Raw genomic sequence first — 17,500 nt, forward strand, 5'->3', positions numbered from 1 at the left:
TCGTGGGCGTAGGAAATTTGAGAGGAGCTGTCCTTAGTACGAGAGGACCGGGATGGACGCACCGCTGGTGTACCAGTTGTTCTGCCAAGGGCATAGCTGGGTAGCTATGTGCGGAAGGGATAAGTGCTGAAAGCATCTAAGCATGAAGCCCCCCTCAAGATGAGATTTCCCATAGCGTAAGCTAGTAAGATCCCTGAAAGATGATCAGGTTGATAGGTTCGAGGTGGAAGCATGGTGACATGTGGAGCTGACGAATACTAATAGATCGAGGACTTAACCATATAATATGTAGCAATGTTATCTAGTTTTGAAGGAATATGCCTTCATAGTTTGGTGATGATGGCAGAGAGGTCACACCCGTTCCCATACCGAACACGGAAGTTAAGCTCTCTAGCGCCGATGGTAGTTGGGACCTTGTCCCTGTGAGAGTAGGACGTCGCCAAGCAACTTTAAGACGAGTCAGAATGACTCGTCTTTTTTGTGTTTTATAAAAATAAGAATGGCTGGTAAATTTCACTTTATTGTTCACATCAACAAGTTCAAAACGCTCACAGACGAGTAACATATCTTCAGAGAAATTAAGGCCAAGCTCATTTAGTTCCTTTGTAAAAAAAAAACATGGGTGTCTCTCCAGTAATTATAAGTACGATCTCCTTCGCCTTCAGCGATAGCGAATTCTTCGCTTACTTCATTCATTGGTGTTACAGTTACTTCTATTGTCTTAATAATAGCTACAGGTTCATCATTACTATTGAGTATAATACTATAATCATTAGCAGTCGGTAGCGGTTCATTTTCTAATTCATAAAAAATGTGACCGGAGCATGTAGCGGTTTTAATACCGTCAATTACTAGCTGTGCAAGATAATTAGGGGAATCCCCAAATTGCCAAGCTGTAACAGATTCTGGTTTTTTGTTATTTCCCCAATAAGTATCCCAATATGTCTGTGCTAATTGATTCATTTTTATCGTCACCTCACTTTAATTAATATGTAGTCTCTTTATAATTCCTAGGAAATTTACTTATTTGTTATGCCTTTGTACTCATTTTTAATTTGTATTAGTATGTTGCAAATTAAAAAGATACTATGTGGAGTGAATATGGTTCGTAAATATGTTCTGTACATATATGGGATCTTTAATTTTTCAATTGTATTTTATGATAAAGGATATAGTTACTTAAAGAACGTTCAGATTATGAATGGTAGTTTATTATCACTATGCCATATTGAAGTAAGTAATACTAGAGTTGAAATAGATAAAAAAACCGATATTCTAAATTGAATATCAGTTTAATAATATGTGACTTATATGAATCTATAGCAATACGAAAAGCGTAAATAAGATAGCCAACAAAATACGATAGTATGCAAAAGGTTTTAAACCTATTTTCTCTAAAAGCTTTAGAAAAGTTACTACCGCTAGCATCGCTACTATAAAAGAGGTAATGAATCCTACCGCAAACATAGGGATGTCATCGACACTTAAATACTTCCAGCTTTTTAGTAAGTCTAAGCCTGTAGCCCCAATCATTACAGGAAGAGCTATTAGAAAAGAGAATTCAGATGCAGTCTTATAATTTACTTTTGCTAATAGACCTCCAGAGATAGTAGAGCCAGCTCTAGAGAAGCCAGGGTATACTGCTAAGCATTGAAATAATCCGATTGTTAAAGCTTGGCGGTATGTTAAATCGTCCAGTGAATAGGCTGCTGCCTCTTTCTTTTTTTCTTCTGCAAAGATCATAAGAATTGCCCCTGCTACAAGTCCAATCACAACAGTGTATGGCTGGAATAAGTATGTTTTAATAATATCATGTAGTAGCAAACCAGCAACCACTGCCGGAAATACGCCAAGAAATACATGGAATGCGTTGAATTTTTTTTCTTTCTGTAGAATAGGCTTAATATTACATAAAGAAACGAGACGTTTATGATATAAAATTGCAATAGCTAAAATTGCGCCTAGCTGAATAACAATTTCAAACGTTTTTGCTCTTTCTCCTTCAAAGCCTAATAAATGCCCGACTAATATAAGATGGCCAGTAGAGGATATAGGTAAAAATTCAGCTAATCCTTCTACAATACCGAGTATGAAGGCAATAATGATATCGCTCATAGTTTCACTCCTATAAATTAATGAATGTCTACTTTTTTAAAATAGAATAGTGTTGCAATAAACCCGGAAATTGTCGTTACTGCGATGATGATATAAGAATACTCTGGTGGATATGTCGATTGTAATTCGTTATTTGCGATATCTAGAGTAGCGGTCCACGGAAATAAATCTTTATGCTTGGAGTTTACGAGCATAAGATTAGTCATTGTAATAAGGACTGTTAATATTATGGGTGGTACATAGCTCTTCATTACAAGAGTTAGTAGCATAATAGGTGAAGACAATAGAAAGAGAAGTCCACCACATATTAAAAATTCTAGGAAAGAACCTAAAAGTAAAGCAATGTTAAAACCAGGGAATTTCCCCAATAGCCCTAATATTAAAGTAAGTGCCCAAGCGACTAAAGTTAGCATCATAATCCAAAGAAAGAGAATGATGAATTTACTTATAATAAAGCTAATGCGCGACACGGGGATAGTTAGTAAATTTTTCAGTGTATCTTCTGCATATTCGCGGGTAAGCAAATAAGCAACCACTACTCCATATAAGGGGAATCCTATAACTAAAGTAGTATATAAGTTAACGTCAGTGAATAATTGATGGAACCAAATAGTTGGAGTTGGCTGTTTTGTTTTTATATGTATATAAGAGGCTACTACAACTAAGAAAGGTGCGACACCAGCACCAATAATGCTAATTAAAAACATATTAGAGCGTTTTAGTTTTAAGAGTTCTGTATAGAGTAGATTAACCAATTGTTCCACCTCCAACTAGTTTGGTGAAATAATCTTCTAGTCTATCTTCGCTTATCATCATTTTTAATACTTCAATATCGTTAAGAACAAACGTTCTGTTTATATATCCTTGTTGTCCAAAATGAGAGTAAATACGAATATTTCCTTCATCATGTACTTCATAATCAAAAATTTGAAGATGATTTTCTAATAACATCACAGCTTTATCGTCATTATTCACTTGAAACTCTATGTACTTACGGTTTGCTTTGCGCAGCGTATCAAGAGAAACTTCTTCTAGTAACTTTCCTTCATGAATAATTCCGATACGATCGACTAACTGTTCTATCTCGGCTAATATGTGACTAGAAATGAGTATTGTTATATTTCTTTCTTGAGCTAAAGAATGAATAAGTTTTCGCATTTCTTTAATACCAATAGGGTCTAGTCCGTTAGTTGGTTCATCTAATATGAGTAGCTCAGGATAATGGAGAAGAGCACGTGCAATTCCTAAGCGTTGCTTCATTCCTAAAGAATACTTTCCTACTAACTTTTTTGTCTCATGCTGCAAGCCTACTATTTCTAATGCTTCTTCGATAGCATTCTTTTTGTGAACCCCAATTATCTTTGCATTAATTAATAGGTTTTCTTTTGCAGTTAAGTTTTCATAAAATCCTGGAACTTCAACTATAGAACCAATTCTGCTTAAAATATCCTTTTGATTTTGGAATAAGTTCTCTCCGAATATTTCAATCGTTCCACTTGTAGGCTTTATAAGACTAAGCAGCATGCGAATGGTTGTTGTTTTACCAGCACCGTTGCGGCCTATGAAGCCATAAATCTCCCCTTGTTGAACATTAATATTTAAATTATCTACTGATTTTTGATTGCCATATACTTTAGTAAGGTTAGTCGTTTTTATAATTGTATTTATAGGAGACACCTGCTTTCTATAAGTTCGTACTTACATCATAAAAAGGAAGGCTTAACTGCATATTAATCATTTCTTAACTATTTCTTAAAAGTATTGTGTTTTGGAATAGAAAAGCTAAAATTAGTTCGTTTCCATGGAGTACTTTCAACCCATATATGCCCACCATTTTTTTCAACGAGTGCTTTAGAAATAGAAAGTCCGAGACCGCTACCACCAAATGAAGAGTTTCTTGATTGTTCGCTTCGGTACATTCGCTCAAATATGTTTTGTAAATCATGTTTTGGAATACCAGGGCCTTGATCCCAAATATGAAGTTCGTATTCTGCATCAGCTTCTAGCAGTTCGACTCCTATTGTTTTCCCATCCTTTCCGTAATAAATTGCATTTTTCATTAAATTACCGATAATCCGCATAATGCTTAGATGATCTGCGATGATAGGACAAGTAGACTCTGGTATAAGAATTTGCAGTTCGATGTTATGTTTTGAGAGCTCAGGTAAAAATTCAATCAAAACTTCTCTAGTAACTTCAGAAAAGTCGAGTTCTTCTTCTTTTAGTGGAAATTCATTAGCGTCTAGCTTCGCCATATTGAATATTTCATCAACTAGGTGCTTTAAGTTATTTGATTTTATATAGAGTATTTTAAGATATTCTTGTTTTTCTATTTCAGAAGCAGCAACTCCGTCTTTCAAAGCATCTATATATCCGATAATGGAGGTGAGTGGTGTTCGTATATCGTGGGAGATACTAGACAAAAGTTGTTTTCTGGATTCCTCGGATCTTTTGGCTTCAATCTGAACTTGCTCTAATTTAGCTATTAGCTCGTTTATTGAAAAAACGATATTATGTAATGAATGGTCATTGCTTGTGAATAATCTCGCTTGTAAGTTTCCTTTTAGTACACGACTTAATTTAGTATCCATTGCTTTGCGATGTTGAATGAATTGTATTCTTGAAAAGAAGAGATAAATTGTAATTAAGATAAGGATAATAAATAAAGACATTTTTACTCTTGGGTTCATTTGTATGTTTAAAATCCCACAAATGATAAGTTGTAATGAAATAAGGAAGAGGGTTTTATCAGTCTTCAAGCTTTTCACCTACAAACTTATAACCAATTCCCCATATAGTCTGAATGAATTTTGGATTGGAAGGGTCAATTTCTATTTTCTTTCTAAGTTTTCGAATATGTACCATAACGGTATTGTCATCTTCAATATAATTATCGTCCCACACATTTCGGAAGAGCTGTGTTTTTGTAAATACTTGCCCTGGGTTTGAAGTAAAGAATTTTAACAGTTCCAGTTCTTTTCCGGTTAAGCTAATTTCTTCTTTGTTTGTATGAACTGTGTATGTATTTAAATTGATAGTTAGTCCTTTAAAAGATAAAGTTGTTTTTTCTTGAGCAGTATTGTTACTTCCGAGAACTAAAAAACGTCGCATAAGAGCTTTTACTCGTGCAATTACTTCGTGAATGCTGAAAGGTTTCGTAATATAATCATCAGCACCAATGCTTAAACCTAAAATTTTATCAACTTCGTGATCTTTAGCGGTGAGCATTAATATAGGTATGTTAGTTTTATCTCTAAGTTTTTTACATACCTCGATTCCATCTATTTTGGGCATCATAAGATCTAATATAACGAGGTTATAGTTATTTTGATTAAATAAATGTAAGGCTTCTTCGCCGTTGATTGCAGTGTCTACCATGTATAATTCTCGTTCTAAATATATTTTTAATAAATTTCGGATTTCTTTATCGTCGTCTGCTATAAGGATACGTATATCTTTCATATCTTCACCTGCTTCTAATAGAGTTTTATTGATAGTACAACAACTCTCTAATTATATACTAGTATTTGTTAAAATAAGGTTGCTAGTTTTGTTGGAGGAAAACGTCCACACAAGTTAAGTCTAGAGTTCAAATTAACTCGAATATATTTGGAAAAACAAATTAAAGAGAAGCAGAAGGTGTGCTCCGATAATGAAATTCTATAGAGACGTATCTAGCTAAAAAAGCATAAAAATATTAAATTGAATTTCTTTATAAAAAGGTGTTGACGATTATACTTTAGAGGTGTAATATAGAACAAGTCGCCGATGACATTAACGTCGCAAGCGACAAATGAAATGAAAAACTTAGTTGACATTAACTAACGAAGATGTTAACATAAGGAAGTCGCAAATGAGCGACCAAGTAGTTCTTTGAAAACTGAACGAAACAAACAACGTGAAACGTCAATTTTTATTTTTAGATGCTAGACAAACTAACTTTATTGGAGAGTTTGATCCTGGCTCAGGATGAACGCTGGCGGCGTGCCTAATACATGCAAGTCGAGCGAATGGATTGAGAGCTTGCTCTCAAGAAGTTAGCGGCGGACGGGTGAGTAACACGTGGGTAACCTGCCCATAAGACTGGGATAACTCCGGGAAACCGGGGCTAATACCGGATAACATTTTGAACCGCATGGTTCGAAATTGAAAGGCGGCTTCGGCTGTCACTTATGGATGGACCCGCGTCGCATTAGCTAGTTGGTGAGGTAACGGCTCACCAAGGCAACGATGCGTAGCCGACCTGAGAGGGTGATCGGCCACACTGGGACTGAGACACGGCCCAGACTCCTACGGGAGGCAGCAGTAGGGAATCTTCCGCAATGGACGAAAGTCTGACGGAGCAACGCCGCGTGAGTGATGAAGGCTTTCGGGTCGTAAAACTCTGTTGTTAGGGAAGAACAAGTGCTAGTTGAATAAGCTGGCACCTTGACGGTACCTAACCAGAAAGCCACGGCTAACTACGTGCCAGCAGCCGCGGTAATACGTAGGTGGCAAGCGTTATCCGGAATTATTGGGCGTAAAGCGCGCGCAGGTGGTTTCTTAAGTCTGATGTGAAAGCCCACGGCTCAACCGTGGAGGGTCATTGGAAACTGGGAGACTTGAGTGCAGAAGAGGAAAGTGGAATTCCATGTGTAGCGGTGAAATGCGTAGAGATATGGAGGAACACCAGTGGCGAAGGCGACTTTCTGGTCTGTAACTGACACTGAGGCGCGAAAGCGTGGGGAGCAAACAGGATTAGATACCCTGGTAGTCCACGCCGTAAACGATGAGTGCTAAGTGTTAGAGGGTTTCCGCCCTTTAGTGCTGAAGTTAACGCATTAAGCACTCCGCCTGGGGAGTACGGCCGCAAGGCTGAAACTCAAAGGAATTGACGGGGGCCCGCACAAGCGGTGGAGCATGTGGTTTAATTCGAAGCAACGCGAAGAACCTTACCAGGTCTTGACATCCTCTGAAAACCCTAGAGATAGGGCTTCTCCTTCGGGAGCAGAGTGACAGGTGGTGCATGGTTGTCGTCAGCTCGTGTCGTGAGATGTTGGGTTAAGTCCCGCAACGAGCGCAACCCTTGATCTTAGTTGCCATCATTAAGTTGGGCACTCTAAGGTGACTGCCGGTGACAAACCGGAGGAAGGTGGGGATGACGTCAAATCATCATGCCCCTTATGACCTGGGCTACACACGTGCTACAATGGACGGTACAAAGAGCTGCAAGACCGCGAGGTGGAGCTAATCTCATAAAACCGTTCTCAGTTCGGATTGTAGGCTGCAACTCGCCTACATGAAGCTGGAATCGCTAGTAATCGCGGATCAGCATGCCGCGGTGAATACGTTCCCGGGCCTTGTACACACCGCCCGTCACACCACGAGAGTTTGTAACACCCGAAGTCGGTGGGGTAACCTTTTTGGAGCCAGCCGCCTAAGGTGGGACAGATGATTGGGGTGAAGTCGTAACAAGGTAGCCGTATCGGAAGGTGCGGCTGGATCACCTCCTTTCTATGGAGAATTGATGAACGCTGTTCATCAATATAAGTTTCCGTGTTTCGTTTTGTTCAGTTTTGAGAGAACTATCTCTCATATATAAATGTATGTTCTTTGAAAACTAGATAACAGTGTAGCTCATATTTTTTAATTTTAGTTTGGTTAAGTTAGAAAGGGCGCACGGTGGATGCCTTGACACTAGGAGTCGATGAAGGACGGGACTAACGCCGATATGCTTCGGGGAGCTGTAAGTAAGCTTTGATCCGAAGATTTCCGAATGGGGAAACCCACTATACGTAATGGTATGGTATCCTTACCTGAATACATAGGGTATGGAAGACAGACCCAGGGAACTGAAACATCTAAGTACCTGGAGGAAGAGAAAGCAAATGCGATTTCCTGAGTAGCGGCGAGCGAAACGGAACATAGCCCAAACCAAGAGGCTTGCCTCTTGGGGTTGTAGGACATTCTATACGGAGTTACAAAGGAACGAGGTAGACGAAGCGACCTGGAAAGGTCCGTCGTAGAGGGTAACAACCCCGTAGTCGAAACTTCGTTCTCTCTTGAATGTATCCTGAGTACGGCGGAACACGTGAAATTCCGTCGGAATCTGGGAGGACCATCTCCCAAGGCTAAATACTCCCTAGTGATCGATAGTGAACCAGTACCGTGAGGGAAAGGTGAAAAGCACCCCGGAAGGGGAGTGAAAGAGATCCTGAAACCGTGTGCCTACAAATAGTCAGAGCCCGTTAATGGGTGATGGCGTGCCTTTTGTAGAATGAACCGGCGAGTTACGATCCCGTGCAAGGTTAAGCTGAAGAGGCGGAGCCGCAGCGAAAGCGAGTCTGAATAGGGCGTTTAGTACGTGGTCGTAGACCCGAAACCAGGTGATCTACCCATGTCCAGGGTGAAGTTCAGGTAACACTGAATGGAGGCCCGAACCCACGCACGTTGAAAAGTGCGGGGATGAGGTGTGGGTAGCGGAGAAATTCCAATCGAACCTGGAGATAGCTGGTTCTCCCCGAAATAGCTTTAGGGCTAGCCTTAAGTGTAAGAGTCTTGGAGGTAGAGCACTGATTGAACTAGGGGTCCTCATCGGATTACCGAATTCAGTCAAACTCCGAATGCCAATGACTTATCCTTAGGAGTCAGACTGCGAGTGATAAGATCCGTAGTCAAGAGGGAAACAGCCCAGATCGCCAGCTAAGGTCCCAAAGTGTGTATTAAGTGGAAAAGGATGTGGAGTTGCTTAGACAACTAGGATGTTGGCTTAGAAGCAGCCACCATTTAAAGAGTGCGTAATAGCTCACTAGTCGAGTGACTCTGCGCCGAAAATGTACCGGGGCTAAATACACCACCGAAGCTGCGAATTGATACCAATGGTATCAGTGGTAGGGGAGCGTTCTAAGTGCAGTGAAGTCAGACCGGAAGGACTGGTGGAGCGCTTAGAAGTGAGAATGCCGGTATGAGTAGCGAAAGACGGGTGAGAATCCCGTCCACCGAATGCCTAAGGTTTCCTGAGGAAGGCTCGTCCGCTCAGGGTTAGTCAGGACCTAAGCCGAGGCCGACAGGCGTAGGCGATGGACAACAGGTTGATATTCCTGTACCACCTCTTTATCGTTTGAGCAATGGAGGGACGCAGAAGGATAGAAGAAGCGTGCGATTGGTTGTGCACGTCCAAGCAGTTAGGCTGATAAGTAGGCAAATCCGCTTATCGTGAAGGCTGAGCTGTGATGGGGAAGCTCCTTATGGAGCGAAGTCTTTGATTCCCCGCTGCCAAGAAAAGCTTCTAGCGAGATAAAAGGTGCCTGTACCGCAAACCGACACAGGTAGGCGAGGAGAGAATCCTAAGGTGTGCGAGAGAACTCTGGTTAAGGAACTCGGCAAAATGACCCCGTAACTTCGGGAGAAGGGGTGCTTTCTTAACGGAAAGCCGCAGTGAATAGGCCCAAGCGACTGTTTAGCAAAAACACAGCTCTCTGCGAAGCCGTAAGGCGAAGTATAGGGGGTGACACCTGCCCGGTGCTGGAAGGTTAAGGAGAGGGGTTAGCGTAAGCGAAGCTCTGAACTGAAGCCCCAGTAAACGGCGGCCGTAACTATAACGGTCCTAAGGTAGCGAAATTCCTTGTCGGGTAAGTTCCGACCCGCACGAAAGGTGTAACGATTTGGGCACTGTCTCAACCAGAGACTCGGTGAAATTATAGTACCTGTGAAGATGCAGGTTACCCGCGACAGGACGGAAAGACCCCGTGGAGCTTTACTGTAGCCTGATATTGAATTTTGGTACAGTTTGTACAGGATAGGCGGGAGCCATTGAAACCGGAGCGCTAGCTTCGGTGGAGGCGCTGGTGGGATACCGCCCTGACTGTATTGAAATTCTAACCTACGGGTCTTATCGACCCGGGAGACAGTGTCAGGTGGGCAGTTTGACTGGGGCGGTCGCCTCCTAAAGTGTAACGGAGGCGCCCAAAGGTTCCCTCAGAATGGTTGGAAATCATTCGTAGAGTGCAAAGGCATAAGGGAGCTTGACTGCGAGACCTACAAGTCGAGCAGGGACGAAAGTCGGGCTTAGTGATCCGGTGGTTCCGCATGGAAGGGCCATCGCTCAACGGATAAAAGCTACCCCGGGGATAACAGGCTTATCTCCCCCAAGAGTCCACATCGACGGGGAGGTTTGGCACCTCGATGTCGGCTCATCGCATCCTGGGGCTGTAGTCGGTCCCAAGGGTTGGGCTGTTCGCCCATTAAAGCGGTACGCGAGCTGGGTTCAGAACGTCGTGAGACAGTTCGGTCCCTATCCGTCGTGGGCGTAGGAAATTTGAGAGGAGCTGTCCTTAGTACGAGAGGACCGGGATGGACGCACCGCTGGTGTACCAGTTGTTCTGCCAAGGGCATAGCTGGGTAGCTATGTGCGGAAGGGATAAGTGCTGAAAGCATCTAAGCATGAAGCCCCCCTCAAGATGAGATTTCCCATAGCGTAAGCTAGTAAGATCCCTGAAAGATGATCAGGTTGATAGGTTCGAGGTGGAAGCATGGTGACATGTGGAGCTGACGAATACTAATAGATCGAGGACTTAACCATATAATATGTAGCAAATGTTATCTAGTTTTGAAGGAATATGCCTTCAATAGTTTGGTGATGATGGCAGAGAGGTCACACCCGTTCCCATACCGAACACGGAAGTTAAGCTCTCTAGCGCCGATGGTAGTTGGGACCTTGTCCCTGTGAGAGTAGGACGTCGCCAAGCAACTTTAAGACGAGTCAGAATGACTCGTCTTTTTTGTATGCTTTCATACCTCTATCAATTGCATTTTTAACTCCTTCTAAATAAGAAAATCCATATTTTTTATCTGGCTCTAAGTAAGTTCCTTCCGCCCACTCATTCCATGCGTTAATAAATAAAAACTCGCTGTTATAAAAAGAGTAAGTACGATGAATTTGCTTGCTTAAATATATGGTGAACTTTTCAGGGGTAGAACCTACAAAGATGCTGCTATTTGCGTTTTTACGTCGTGCAGTATTATCCCAATCAACAAAAGCCCCAGGAAATGTTTTTTTCTTTGGGAGCGATCGTTGTAATATATACATCCATACTTTATCGTAGTCCCAAACATTCAATTGCATATCAGAATCATATATGACCTTATTTATGTCTGAAGAGCTATCATGGGCAATTGTATAGAAAGGTTCAAACTGAATGCTAGCATCGAATCCATTTATATTAGGTAGTGGAAAACTGTTTAATGTTTCAGCAAAGTATATGCCTTTTAAACCATTTTCTCGCGCTAATGCATTCCAGTAATTAAGCATTTTTTCACAATCAGGAATATGTCCTGGACGATAAATAATGAATAGAGGTTTATCATCTATATAAATATATCTCTCATCTTGGAAAGCCTGTAATAAATAATCAAAGTGTTCCTTCCAATCAGATATATCTCCGTAATCTTGAGGCATTAATATATGTTTATCGAGACCATCCCAAGATTTTGTCCATGGTTCATTTGCCCAAGAAAGACAAAAAGGGAAGTCAGGTTCCTTCAGCTTTAGTACGTCATTAAAGGGTGTTTCTAATAGTCTTTTTCCCTTAAACCAATAATGATAATAACAAAAACCATATATACCGTATGCTTTAGCGATTTCTGCTTGCCACTTTCTTACGGAGGGGCTAGTTAAGTCATAATAAAAATCTTGATAAGGTTCCCTCGGTTGATAATGTCCTGAAAATAAAGGGCGTGCACTTTTAGTATTTGTCCATTCAGTAAATCCTTTCCCCCACCATCGATCATTTTCTTTAATTTGATGGAATTGTGGTAAGTAAAAAGCGATTATTTTCAAAGTATATCCCCCTCATGTTTTTCGTAGTTCAATTGTTGGGAAGGTATTCTTGATTTGGTGGAGCAATTTTAAAACAAGAGATATGTTAGCTGTTTACTGCTTTTTTATGGTATGTATTGAATTTGTTTTTACAGCTTACTTAATAAGAGAGTATTAGGTAATTTGATATATAGCTGAAATAGAAAGTGCTTTTCGTCATGAAATTAAGTGTATTACGTTGAATAAAAGGAATTAAATTTTTTGAAGGACAAAGAGGGCTTGTGGTAATCGATTTACATCATCAAAAAAGTCTTGTAGCTTTAAATATTTCTCATAATGATTTTCAATATAAGTCCTAGGTATAACGGTTTCTCCGTAAAAACTACTATTTCTAACATCCCCTGCACCAGTAGCGCTGTGGACAAATTTTCCGTTTTCATAATCCGAGATAGCGCGATGTATATCTGGAAAAGCTTGAGATAAAGTTTTATGCCATCCTGTTTGAATTAATTCAGGATGTTCGTGGAATTGTTGACAAAAATCAAGAAAATAGCGCGCTTGTGTTGTTGCGATGAAAATTCCACCAGGGCGAAGAACTCTTGAAAATTCTTTTATCCAATTTTCAGCAGTTTCTTCGGATAAATGTGAGAATACAGAATAAGCGAATATGATATCTAATGAATTGTCACTAATAAATTCTACAGGGGGATGTGGACTTGCTGTTTTATATATCCCTCTTCCTAGTGTTTCATTACAAAGTGTGATCATCGCAGGATCCACATCAATGCCAAGTAAATTTTGATCAGAGGCATCTTTAAATAAGAAGCGTATAATTCTTCCCCATCCGCAGCCGAAGTCTAAAACTTTACTTTCTTTATTCACGGGAACACCTAAATTCTGGGCGTATTGTTTTATATAGCTATAAAACAAATATGCTTCATAAAGAGCATGTTCATAGGAAGCACCTACAAATTGTTTTTGAATTTCTTCAGGAGGAAACCTAGGTATGGGAACCCCATTTATCGTTGTTTGGGAACAACTTTGTATAAATAAATTTAGAAGTTCAACATCAGATAGTGAATTAACAAGATTATCAAAATCACTTCCTAACTTAAAGTTATGCATTTGTCAAACCTCCAAATTATATAGTGATTAAACCTTATTTTCTTGCTTTTTACTAATAAAAACATGTAAAAATTCAGCATCTAACCCGAGTGATCTATCCTTTTGTAAATAAACAATGGTATACATATTTGTGTGTGTATAAATATATTCAATCATATCCTGCCCCCAATCGAACGTTACTAAAGACCCATTCTCATCAATAGGGTTTCCGTGATAAATGGGCTCTTCAATATATTCAATCACCTCTTTATTCAATCTTGCTCTTTGCACAGTTTTTGTGAGTGTATGATACCAAGGGACAGTAAATACATGAGCGCCGCCAGGTTTTAATACTCGTTCTATTTCTTTAAAGGCTTTGTTTGGCGTCATTACATGCTCAAAAACGTCTTGAGTAATGAATAAATCAAAAGATTCATTTTCAAAAGTCATGTCTTCTAAGTTCTCACATCTAATTCCTTGAAAGTATTGGCCAAGAGGATAGTTTTTAAAGTATTGAGAATATGTATAGTTTTTACAGTTTTTTAATAGTAGCTGAGTTGTAATTCCTCCAGGAGAGGATTCGTGGATACTATAGGAATCCCATTTTGGAAAAAATGTGTGTAAAGTATGGATTAAAGCTCGCTGCCTTGGGATAGAGTTACATGTAGAACATAAATAATGATCTCTAAGCCAATCATTATGCTCTATAAATGTAGCTTTCTTTTCGCAAATAACGCAGTACCCATTATTGTGTTTCAAATTGATTTCCACACGACATCACTCCTATGTTACATGCAATCTATTTATGGAAAGTATGATACACGTCAACAATCGGCGAAATCAAAGGGAATAGGTGAAAGTTAGGTATCTCTTAAAATAGCGATTAGGAAAAGGGAATAATCAGTTGAAGAGAACCCGACTCGAATTAAAGTTTCACTTTATGCTATGCGATGCATTAGCTTTTATTCATAGAAAAATGTATAGACTTAAAGTATCCCTCTCGTGTACGGGTACATTTCAAAGTCCTGTGCATATATTTCTGTAACTAAATCCATAGTTTCTTTATCATAAAAGCTTTCGTATGTTGGAAATCGTGGGAAGGCTTCATCTGTAATGCTAAGTTCTGCATAGCTCCCTGCATAAATCATCTTGTGGGCGCGATGATGATCTGAATTTGTAAGAAGTGCTAAATTGGATTTTATCAAATCGTACGTGTGTTCTAGTTTGGTGATTTGTGCATTAAAATCTTCTAAAGGAATATAACATTGGATGAAGTTTTCTTCACCAGGGACGTATTGTTGGCTAAAATGTATATCTATTGCTAGGGAATTGGAACCAAATGCCTGAACGTAATATAAAAATTGTTTAAATGATATTCCTTGATTACTATATTTATCATTATAAAAATAATGACGGATACTTTCCCATTGGGGGCTAGCGTATGGATTGTCAGCAAGTAATAGAAATGAGCTGACAGCCCTTGTATAGGGATTTCGCACAAGTTTACAAACATCCTTTTTACCTTCTAGAAGACCATTCTGTAACTCTGGTATGTAATTTATATTGTTCTTATACACCCAGAACTCATAGTAATGAATAAAGTCATTGTATTTCTTTGCTTCAGTAAATAATCCAATTTGAAAAAAGAACCAATTAGCTAATGCGGTGCATCCGCTTCTGTGACTCCAAAATAGTATAAGGGGAAAGTCTTTATGGTAATGCGGAATTCGGTCTTTATGTAGAATTACATGATTTAAAAGCTCTTGATTTATATTTTTCATGAGTTTCGCACTCCTTTTTTTGAGAACCTTGTGTATGTAGAAGTTTTTTTATGGGTTAAACAAGTGAGGATTGTTTATTAAATATATTCATGGGGATGAGTAAATATTATGAGTGTTTTTGCAGTCAATCTGAATAAGGAAGTTATTTCAAAATGAAAATAGAAAATAAAGATAATGAAAATTTATAACAAACATACAATGATAAGAAGATGAATAATCGAAATGATCCAGTTTATTTGTGTATGTTTTTAGGTTTGACGATGGGAAAAATTTATTACTAGAGAGATGATATTATGAGGAAGAATAATTATTTAATAGTAGGTGGAAATAGTTTCATTGGTATCAACCTTGCATTGGGTTTATTGAAACAGGGGCAAAATGTAAAAGTATTTTCCAGGCATATAAATAATTTTCCTCAAAATATTATAAGTGAAGTTGAATTTATTAAAGGTGATTTAGAAAATGTTGAGGATATATATAAGGCTTTAGTGAATATAGATATTATTATTTATTTAGCTGCGACGTCTAACGTAGCAACTTCAATTGAAGATGTTTTCGGCGATATTAATAGCAGTTTATTTTTTCTTAATTTCATGGAAAGTGTTAAAGATTTTCGTATTAAAAAAATTATATTAGCTTCTTCAGGAGGCACAGTTTATGGTGAACCTGAATATTTGCCTATTGATGAGAAACATCCATTAAGACCACTTTCCCCGTATGGAATAACAAAAGTTTCGCTCGAGAATTATTTGTATTTTTATAAGAGAAAATATGGAATAGATTATGTTGTATGTAGATATTCTAATCCGTATGGAAAATACCAAAACCCCTTAAAAAAAGTTGGGGCGATAAATTGTTTTTTGTATCAGCATCTCAGTAATGAAAGGATTAATATATATGGGAATCCAGAGGAGATTATTAGAGATTATATTTATATCGATGATTTAGTTGAAATTACTATACAACTAGCACAATTAAATCAATTGAAATCTTGCGTATATAACATAGGGAGTGGCAAAGGTCTTTCTTTAAAACGAATTATTGTGGAACTAGAGAAAATAACAGAAAGAAAAGTGGATTTTATCTGTTATAAACAAAAACAAGAGAACGTCCAAAGAATCATTTTAAATATTGATAAGATAAAACAAGAATTGAATTGGGAACCTAAAATAGATTTTAAAAATGGGATTAGATTAAATAAGCTATGGATTGAAGAGTTCTTATATAGTAAAAAATAATAAACCACACTCTACTTGTATATAAGCAGAGCGTGGTTTATTATTTTACTTCTTTTTCTATTACCCAAAGGTCTTGATGTTCCCACCAAAATCCTTCAGTATACTTTTTGATGATTGGGTTATAGGGCAATAATTTAATTTTGTCACACACGTAAGAGGGACTAACTATCGTTTGTCCGTACTGATTAACATCTAAATCGAATTGTTCACTAGAAGAGAGAAACCAATAGCCCTGTTCGTTTAAATTTGGAAACCCGAAATATTTTTTACTTTGATAGCCATGGGTTGTGAAAATGAATAAACCACCAGGTGAAACAGCGTTATACAATGTTTGAAGCCAACGAAACCAAGTTGTATCAGGCATATGAGAAAAAAAGGATAGACAAAAAACAATATCGTACGTAGAGGAGTCTAATTTTAAATGTTCGGGCTCAGGGTGAGATAATATAGAAGGATTATTTAATTTGTTTTCAATAAAGGAAATGGCCTCTTCGTGTATATCACAAGCGGTTATACTCAAATTCGCTTGTAGATTTAATAAATGACGTGTTACGCAGCCGTATCCAGATGCAAACTCTAACAATTTGATTGGATTGCCTGTAGGAGGATAAAGGGAAGTGATTAAGTCTAAGAGTATTTGTGCTGAGTTTTGCCCGTCTTTAAAATAGTAATCTATCGCTTCTTTTTTTGATGGGAAAACGGGATTAGTGACAATGAACTGAAAGATATGATCCTCAGGATGGATACTTGCATTTACATTGTAGCTGTGTGCGATTTGAGAAATTAAATCTTTATGTTCCTCTATAAAGTCTTTCAAAGAGTATTCCCCCTTAAATAATAGTATCGCCTTACAAGAGATATTGATGGCAGAGAAAGCATACGTTTAAATTTTTAAGTATGCTTTAAGATACTTTCTATATGTATACATTTTCATTTTAGAAATGTCGTCGATAGTAAAGCTTTCTTTAATGAAATTTTGCATTTGCACAACTTCATTGTAATGGGAATATGAATCTTCTGTTCTTGTTACGCTATTTAAATGTCGTCTATGATAGTTTAGGGGGGCTGGATTGAAGTAAATATCTCCCTCTGTAAGAAGAGAAACATAGAAGAACCAGTCACCAGCTATTTTGAACTTTTCTAACTGTTTTTCTGTTTTCTTCATATCTATATTTTTAAAAACTACACTCGAGACATTAGGTATAGTGTTTTTGATAAGTAACGTATCTTGTATTTCGTCGACGCCTTTTCGAAAATAGGGGGCTTTCCATTTCTCTTCATCGATATCATTTGTGTAATTTAAATAATGATTAGCCAATACATTTCCTTGTTCGTCTATTTGTTTTGATTGTGTGTAGCTTAAGGCAATATTGTTATTTATATAAAACCCCTGCATCACCTCTTGTAAAAATGTCTTATCGCATAAGTCATCGGCCTCTGCAATCCAAATATAATCACCAGTTGCT

General features: G+C 38.4%; 12 protein-coding genes, 5 rRNA genes and 1 pseudogene (2 of these 18 running past the window's edge). 6 read left to right on the forward strand and 12 right to left on the reverse strand.

Translation table 11 applies throughout. The features are described from left to right. Together QCI81_RS15855 and rrf (QCI81_RS15860) are read left to right on the forward strand one after the other, a co-directional pair. Positions 1–281: ribosomal RNA gene (locus tag QCI81_RS15855) — 23S ribosomal RNA — on the forward strand; it begins 2,641 nt to the left of the window's first position. Positions 282–329: 48 nt separating this feature from the next. Further along, a 5S ribosomal RNA gene (rrf, locus tag QCI81_RS15860) occupies positions 330–445 on the forward strand. 66 nt (positions 446–511) lie between these two features. Here rrf (QCI81_RS15860) and QCI81_RS15865 read toward each other — a convergent pair. From QCI81_RS15865 to QCI81_RS15890, 6 genes and pseudogenes are all read right to left on the reverse strand, one after another. Next, a pseudogene (locus tag QCI81_RS15865) lies at positions 512–963 on the reverse strand (ASCH domain-containing protein); the annotation flags it as partial. 354 nt (positions 964–1,317) lie between these two features. Then, positions 1,318–2,115 carry an undecaprenyl-diphosphate phosphatase UppP gene (gene uppP, locus QCI81_RS15870; RefSeq protein ID WP_071729913.1) on the reverse strand — a complete coding sequence of 266 codons (798 nt, stop codon included), beginning with the start codon at positions 2,113–2,115 and terminating at the stop codon, positions 1,318–1,320. A 17-nt stretch (positions 2,116–2,132) separates the two neighbouring features. Next, on the reverse strand, positions 2,133–2,870 hold the full coding sequence (locus tag QCI81_RS15875; protein WP_071729911.1) for an ABC transporter permease: 738 nt from the start codon (positions 2,868–2,870) through the stop codon (positions 2,133–2,135). Next, a complete protein-coding gene (locus QCI81_RS15880) occupies positions 2,863–3,792 on the reverse strand; it encodes an ABC transporter ATP-binding protein (protein ID WP_006921273.1) in 930 nt (309 codons plus the stop codon). The genes QCI81_RS15875 and QCI81_RS15880 overlap by 8 nt, the downstream gene beginning before the upstream one ends. A gap of 68 nt (positions 3,793–3,860) precedes the next feature. Further along, positions 3,861–4,874, reverse strand: a complete 1,014-nt coding sequence (locus QCI81_RS15885) for a sensor histidine kinase (protein ID WP_071729909.1) — start codon at positions 4,872–4,874, stop codon at positions 3,861–3,863. Further along, positions 4,864–5,577 carry a response regulator transcription factor gene (locus tag QCI81_RS15890; RefSeq protein WP_000651995.1) on the reverse strand — a complete coding sequence of 238 codons (714 nt, stop codon included), beginning with the start codon at positions 5,575–5,577 and terminating at the stop codon, positions 4,864–4,866. The genes QCI81_RS15885 and QCI81_RS15890 overlap by 11 nt, the downstream gene beginning before the upstream one ends. Positions 5,578–6,056: 479 nt before the next feature. On the opposite strand from QCI81_RS15890, the gene QCI81_RS15895 reads away from it, so the two are divergent. The 3 genes from QCI81_RS15895 to rrf (QCI81_RS15905) all read left to right on the forward strand — a co-directional run bounded on the left by QCI81_RS15895 (position 6,057) and on the right by rrf (QCI81_RS15905) (position 10,841). After that, positions 6,057–7,608, forward strand: a 16S ribosomal RNA gene (locus tag QCI81_RS15895). 145 nt (positions 7,609–7,753) lie between these two features. Beyond that, a 23S ribosomal RNA gene (locus QCI81_RS15900) occupies positions 7,754–10,675 on the forward strand. Positions 10,676–10,725: 50 nt separating this feature from the next. After that, positions 10,726–10,841 (forward strand): 5S ribosomal RNA (gene rrf, locus QCI81_RS15905). Together the 16S, 23S and 5S rRNA genes form the textbook arrangement of a ribosomal RNA operon. Positions 10,842–10,855: 14 nt before the next feature. Here rrf (QCI81_RS15905) and QCI81_RS15910 read toward each other — a convergent pair. From QCI81_RS15910 to QCI81_RS15925, 4 genes are all read right to left on the reverse strand, one after another. Beyond that, a complete protein-coding gene (locus QCI81_RS15910; protein ID WP_071729870.1) occupies positions 10,856–11,932 on the reverse strand; it encodes a glycosyltransferase WbsX family protein in 1,077 nt (358 codons plus the stop codon). 231 nt (positions 11,933–12,163) lie between these two features. Beyond that, the gene (locus tag QCI81_RS15915; RefSeq protein ID WP_071729871.1) at positions 12,164–13,036 is read right to left on the reverse strand and encodes a class I SAM-dependent methyltransferase; all 873 of its coding nucleotides are present in this window, start codon (positions 13,034–13,036) and stop codon (positions 12,164–12,166) included. Positions 13,037–13,063: 27 nt separating this feature from the next. Next, the gene (locus QCI81_RS15920; protein WP_000405127.1) at positions 13,064–13,786 is read right to left on the reverse strand and encodes a class I SAM-dependent methyltransferase; all 723 of its coding nucleotides are present in this window, start codon (positions 13,784–13,786) and stop codon (positions 13,064–13,066) included. A gap of 215 nt (positions 13,787–14,001) precedes the next feature. Beyond that, a complete protein-coding gene (locus tag QCI81_RS15925; protein WP_000790050.1) occupies positions 14,002–14,796 on the reverse strand; it encodes a sulfotransferase family 2 domain-containing protein in 795 nt (264 codons plus the stop codon). A 293-nt stretch (positions 14,797–15,089) separates the two neighbouring features. Here QCI81_RS15925 and QCI81_RS15930 point away from each other — a divergent pair, with 293 nt between their 5' ends. Beyond that, positions 15,090–16,034, forward strand: a complete 945-nt coding sequence (locus QCI81_RS15930; RefSeq protein ID WP_001230828.1) for an NAD-dependent epimerase/dehydratase family protein — start codon at positions 15,090–15,092, stop codon at positions 16,032–16,034. A gap of 40 nt (positions 16,035–16,074) precedes the next feature. On the opposite strand, the gene QCI81_RS15935 is transcribed toward QCI81_RS15930, so the two are convergent. Next, the gene (locus QCI81_RS15935; RefSeq protein WP_071729872.1) at positions 16,075–16,851 is read right to left on the reverse strand and encodes a class I SAM-dependent methyltransferase; all 777 of its coding nucleotides are present in this window, start codon (positions 16,849–16,851) and stop codon (positions 16,075–16,077) included. 66 nt (positions 16,852–16,917) lie between these two features. Further along, a protein-coding gene (locus QCI81_RS15940; RefSeq protein ID WP_071729874.1) for a glycosyltransferase crosses the window boundary here: on the reverse strand, positions 16,918–17,500 show its end. It continues 1,349 nt past the right edge of the window; the window shows 583 of its 1,932 coding nt (coding positions 1,350–1,932); the start codon falls outside the window, past its right edge; the stop codon is at positions 16,918–16,920.

Origin of the sequence: Bacillus cereus group sp. MG20 (genome assembly GCF_040459885.1) — a bacterium.
In the GTDB taxonomy this organism is placed as follows: Bacteria; Bacillota; Bacilli; order Bacillales; family Bacillaceae_G; genus Bacillus_A; species Bacillus_A cereus.

Bases quoted from the DNA above. Each gene is read 5' to 3' on its own strand.
- QCI81_RS15925 (WP_000790050.1), bottom strand. From the start codon at position 14,796: ATGAAAAATATAAATCAAGAGCTTTTAAATCATGTAATTCTACATAAA.
- QCI81_RS15930 (WP_001230828.1), top strand. From the start codon at position 15,090: ATGAGGAAGAATAATTATTTAATAGTAGGTGGAAATAGTTTCATTGGT.
- uppP (WP_071729913.1), bottom strand. From the start codon at position 2,115: ATGAGCGATATCATTATTGCCTTCATACTCGGTATTGTAGAAGGATTA.
- QCI81_RS15915 (WP_071729871.1), bottom strand. From the start codon at position 13,036: ATGCATAACTTTAAGTTAGGAAGTGATTTTGATAATCTTGTTAATTCA.
- QCI81_RS15890 (WP_000651995.1), bottom strand. From the start codon at position 5,577: ATGAAAGATATACGTATCCTTATAGCAGACGACGATAAAGAAATCCGA.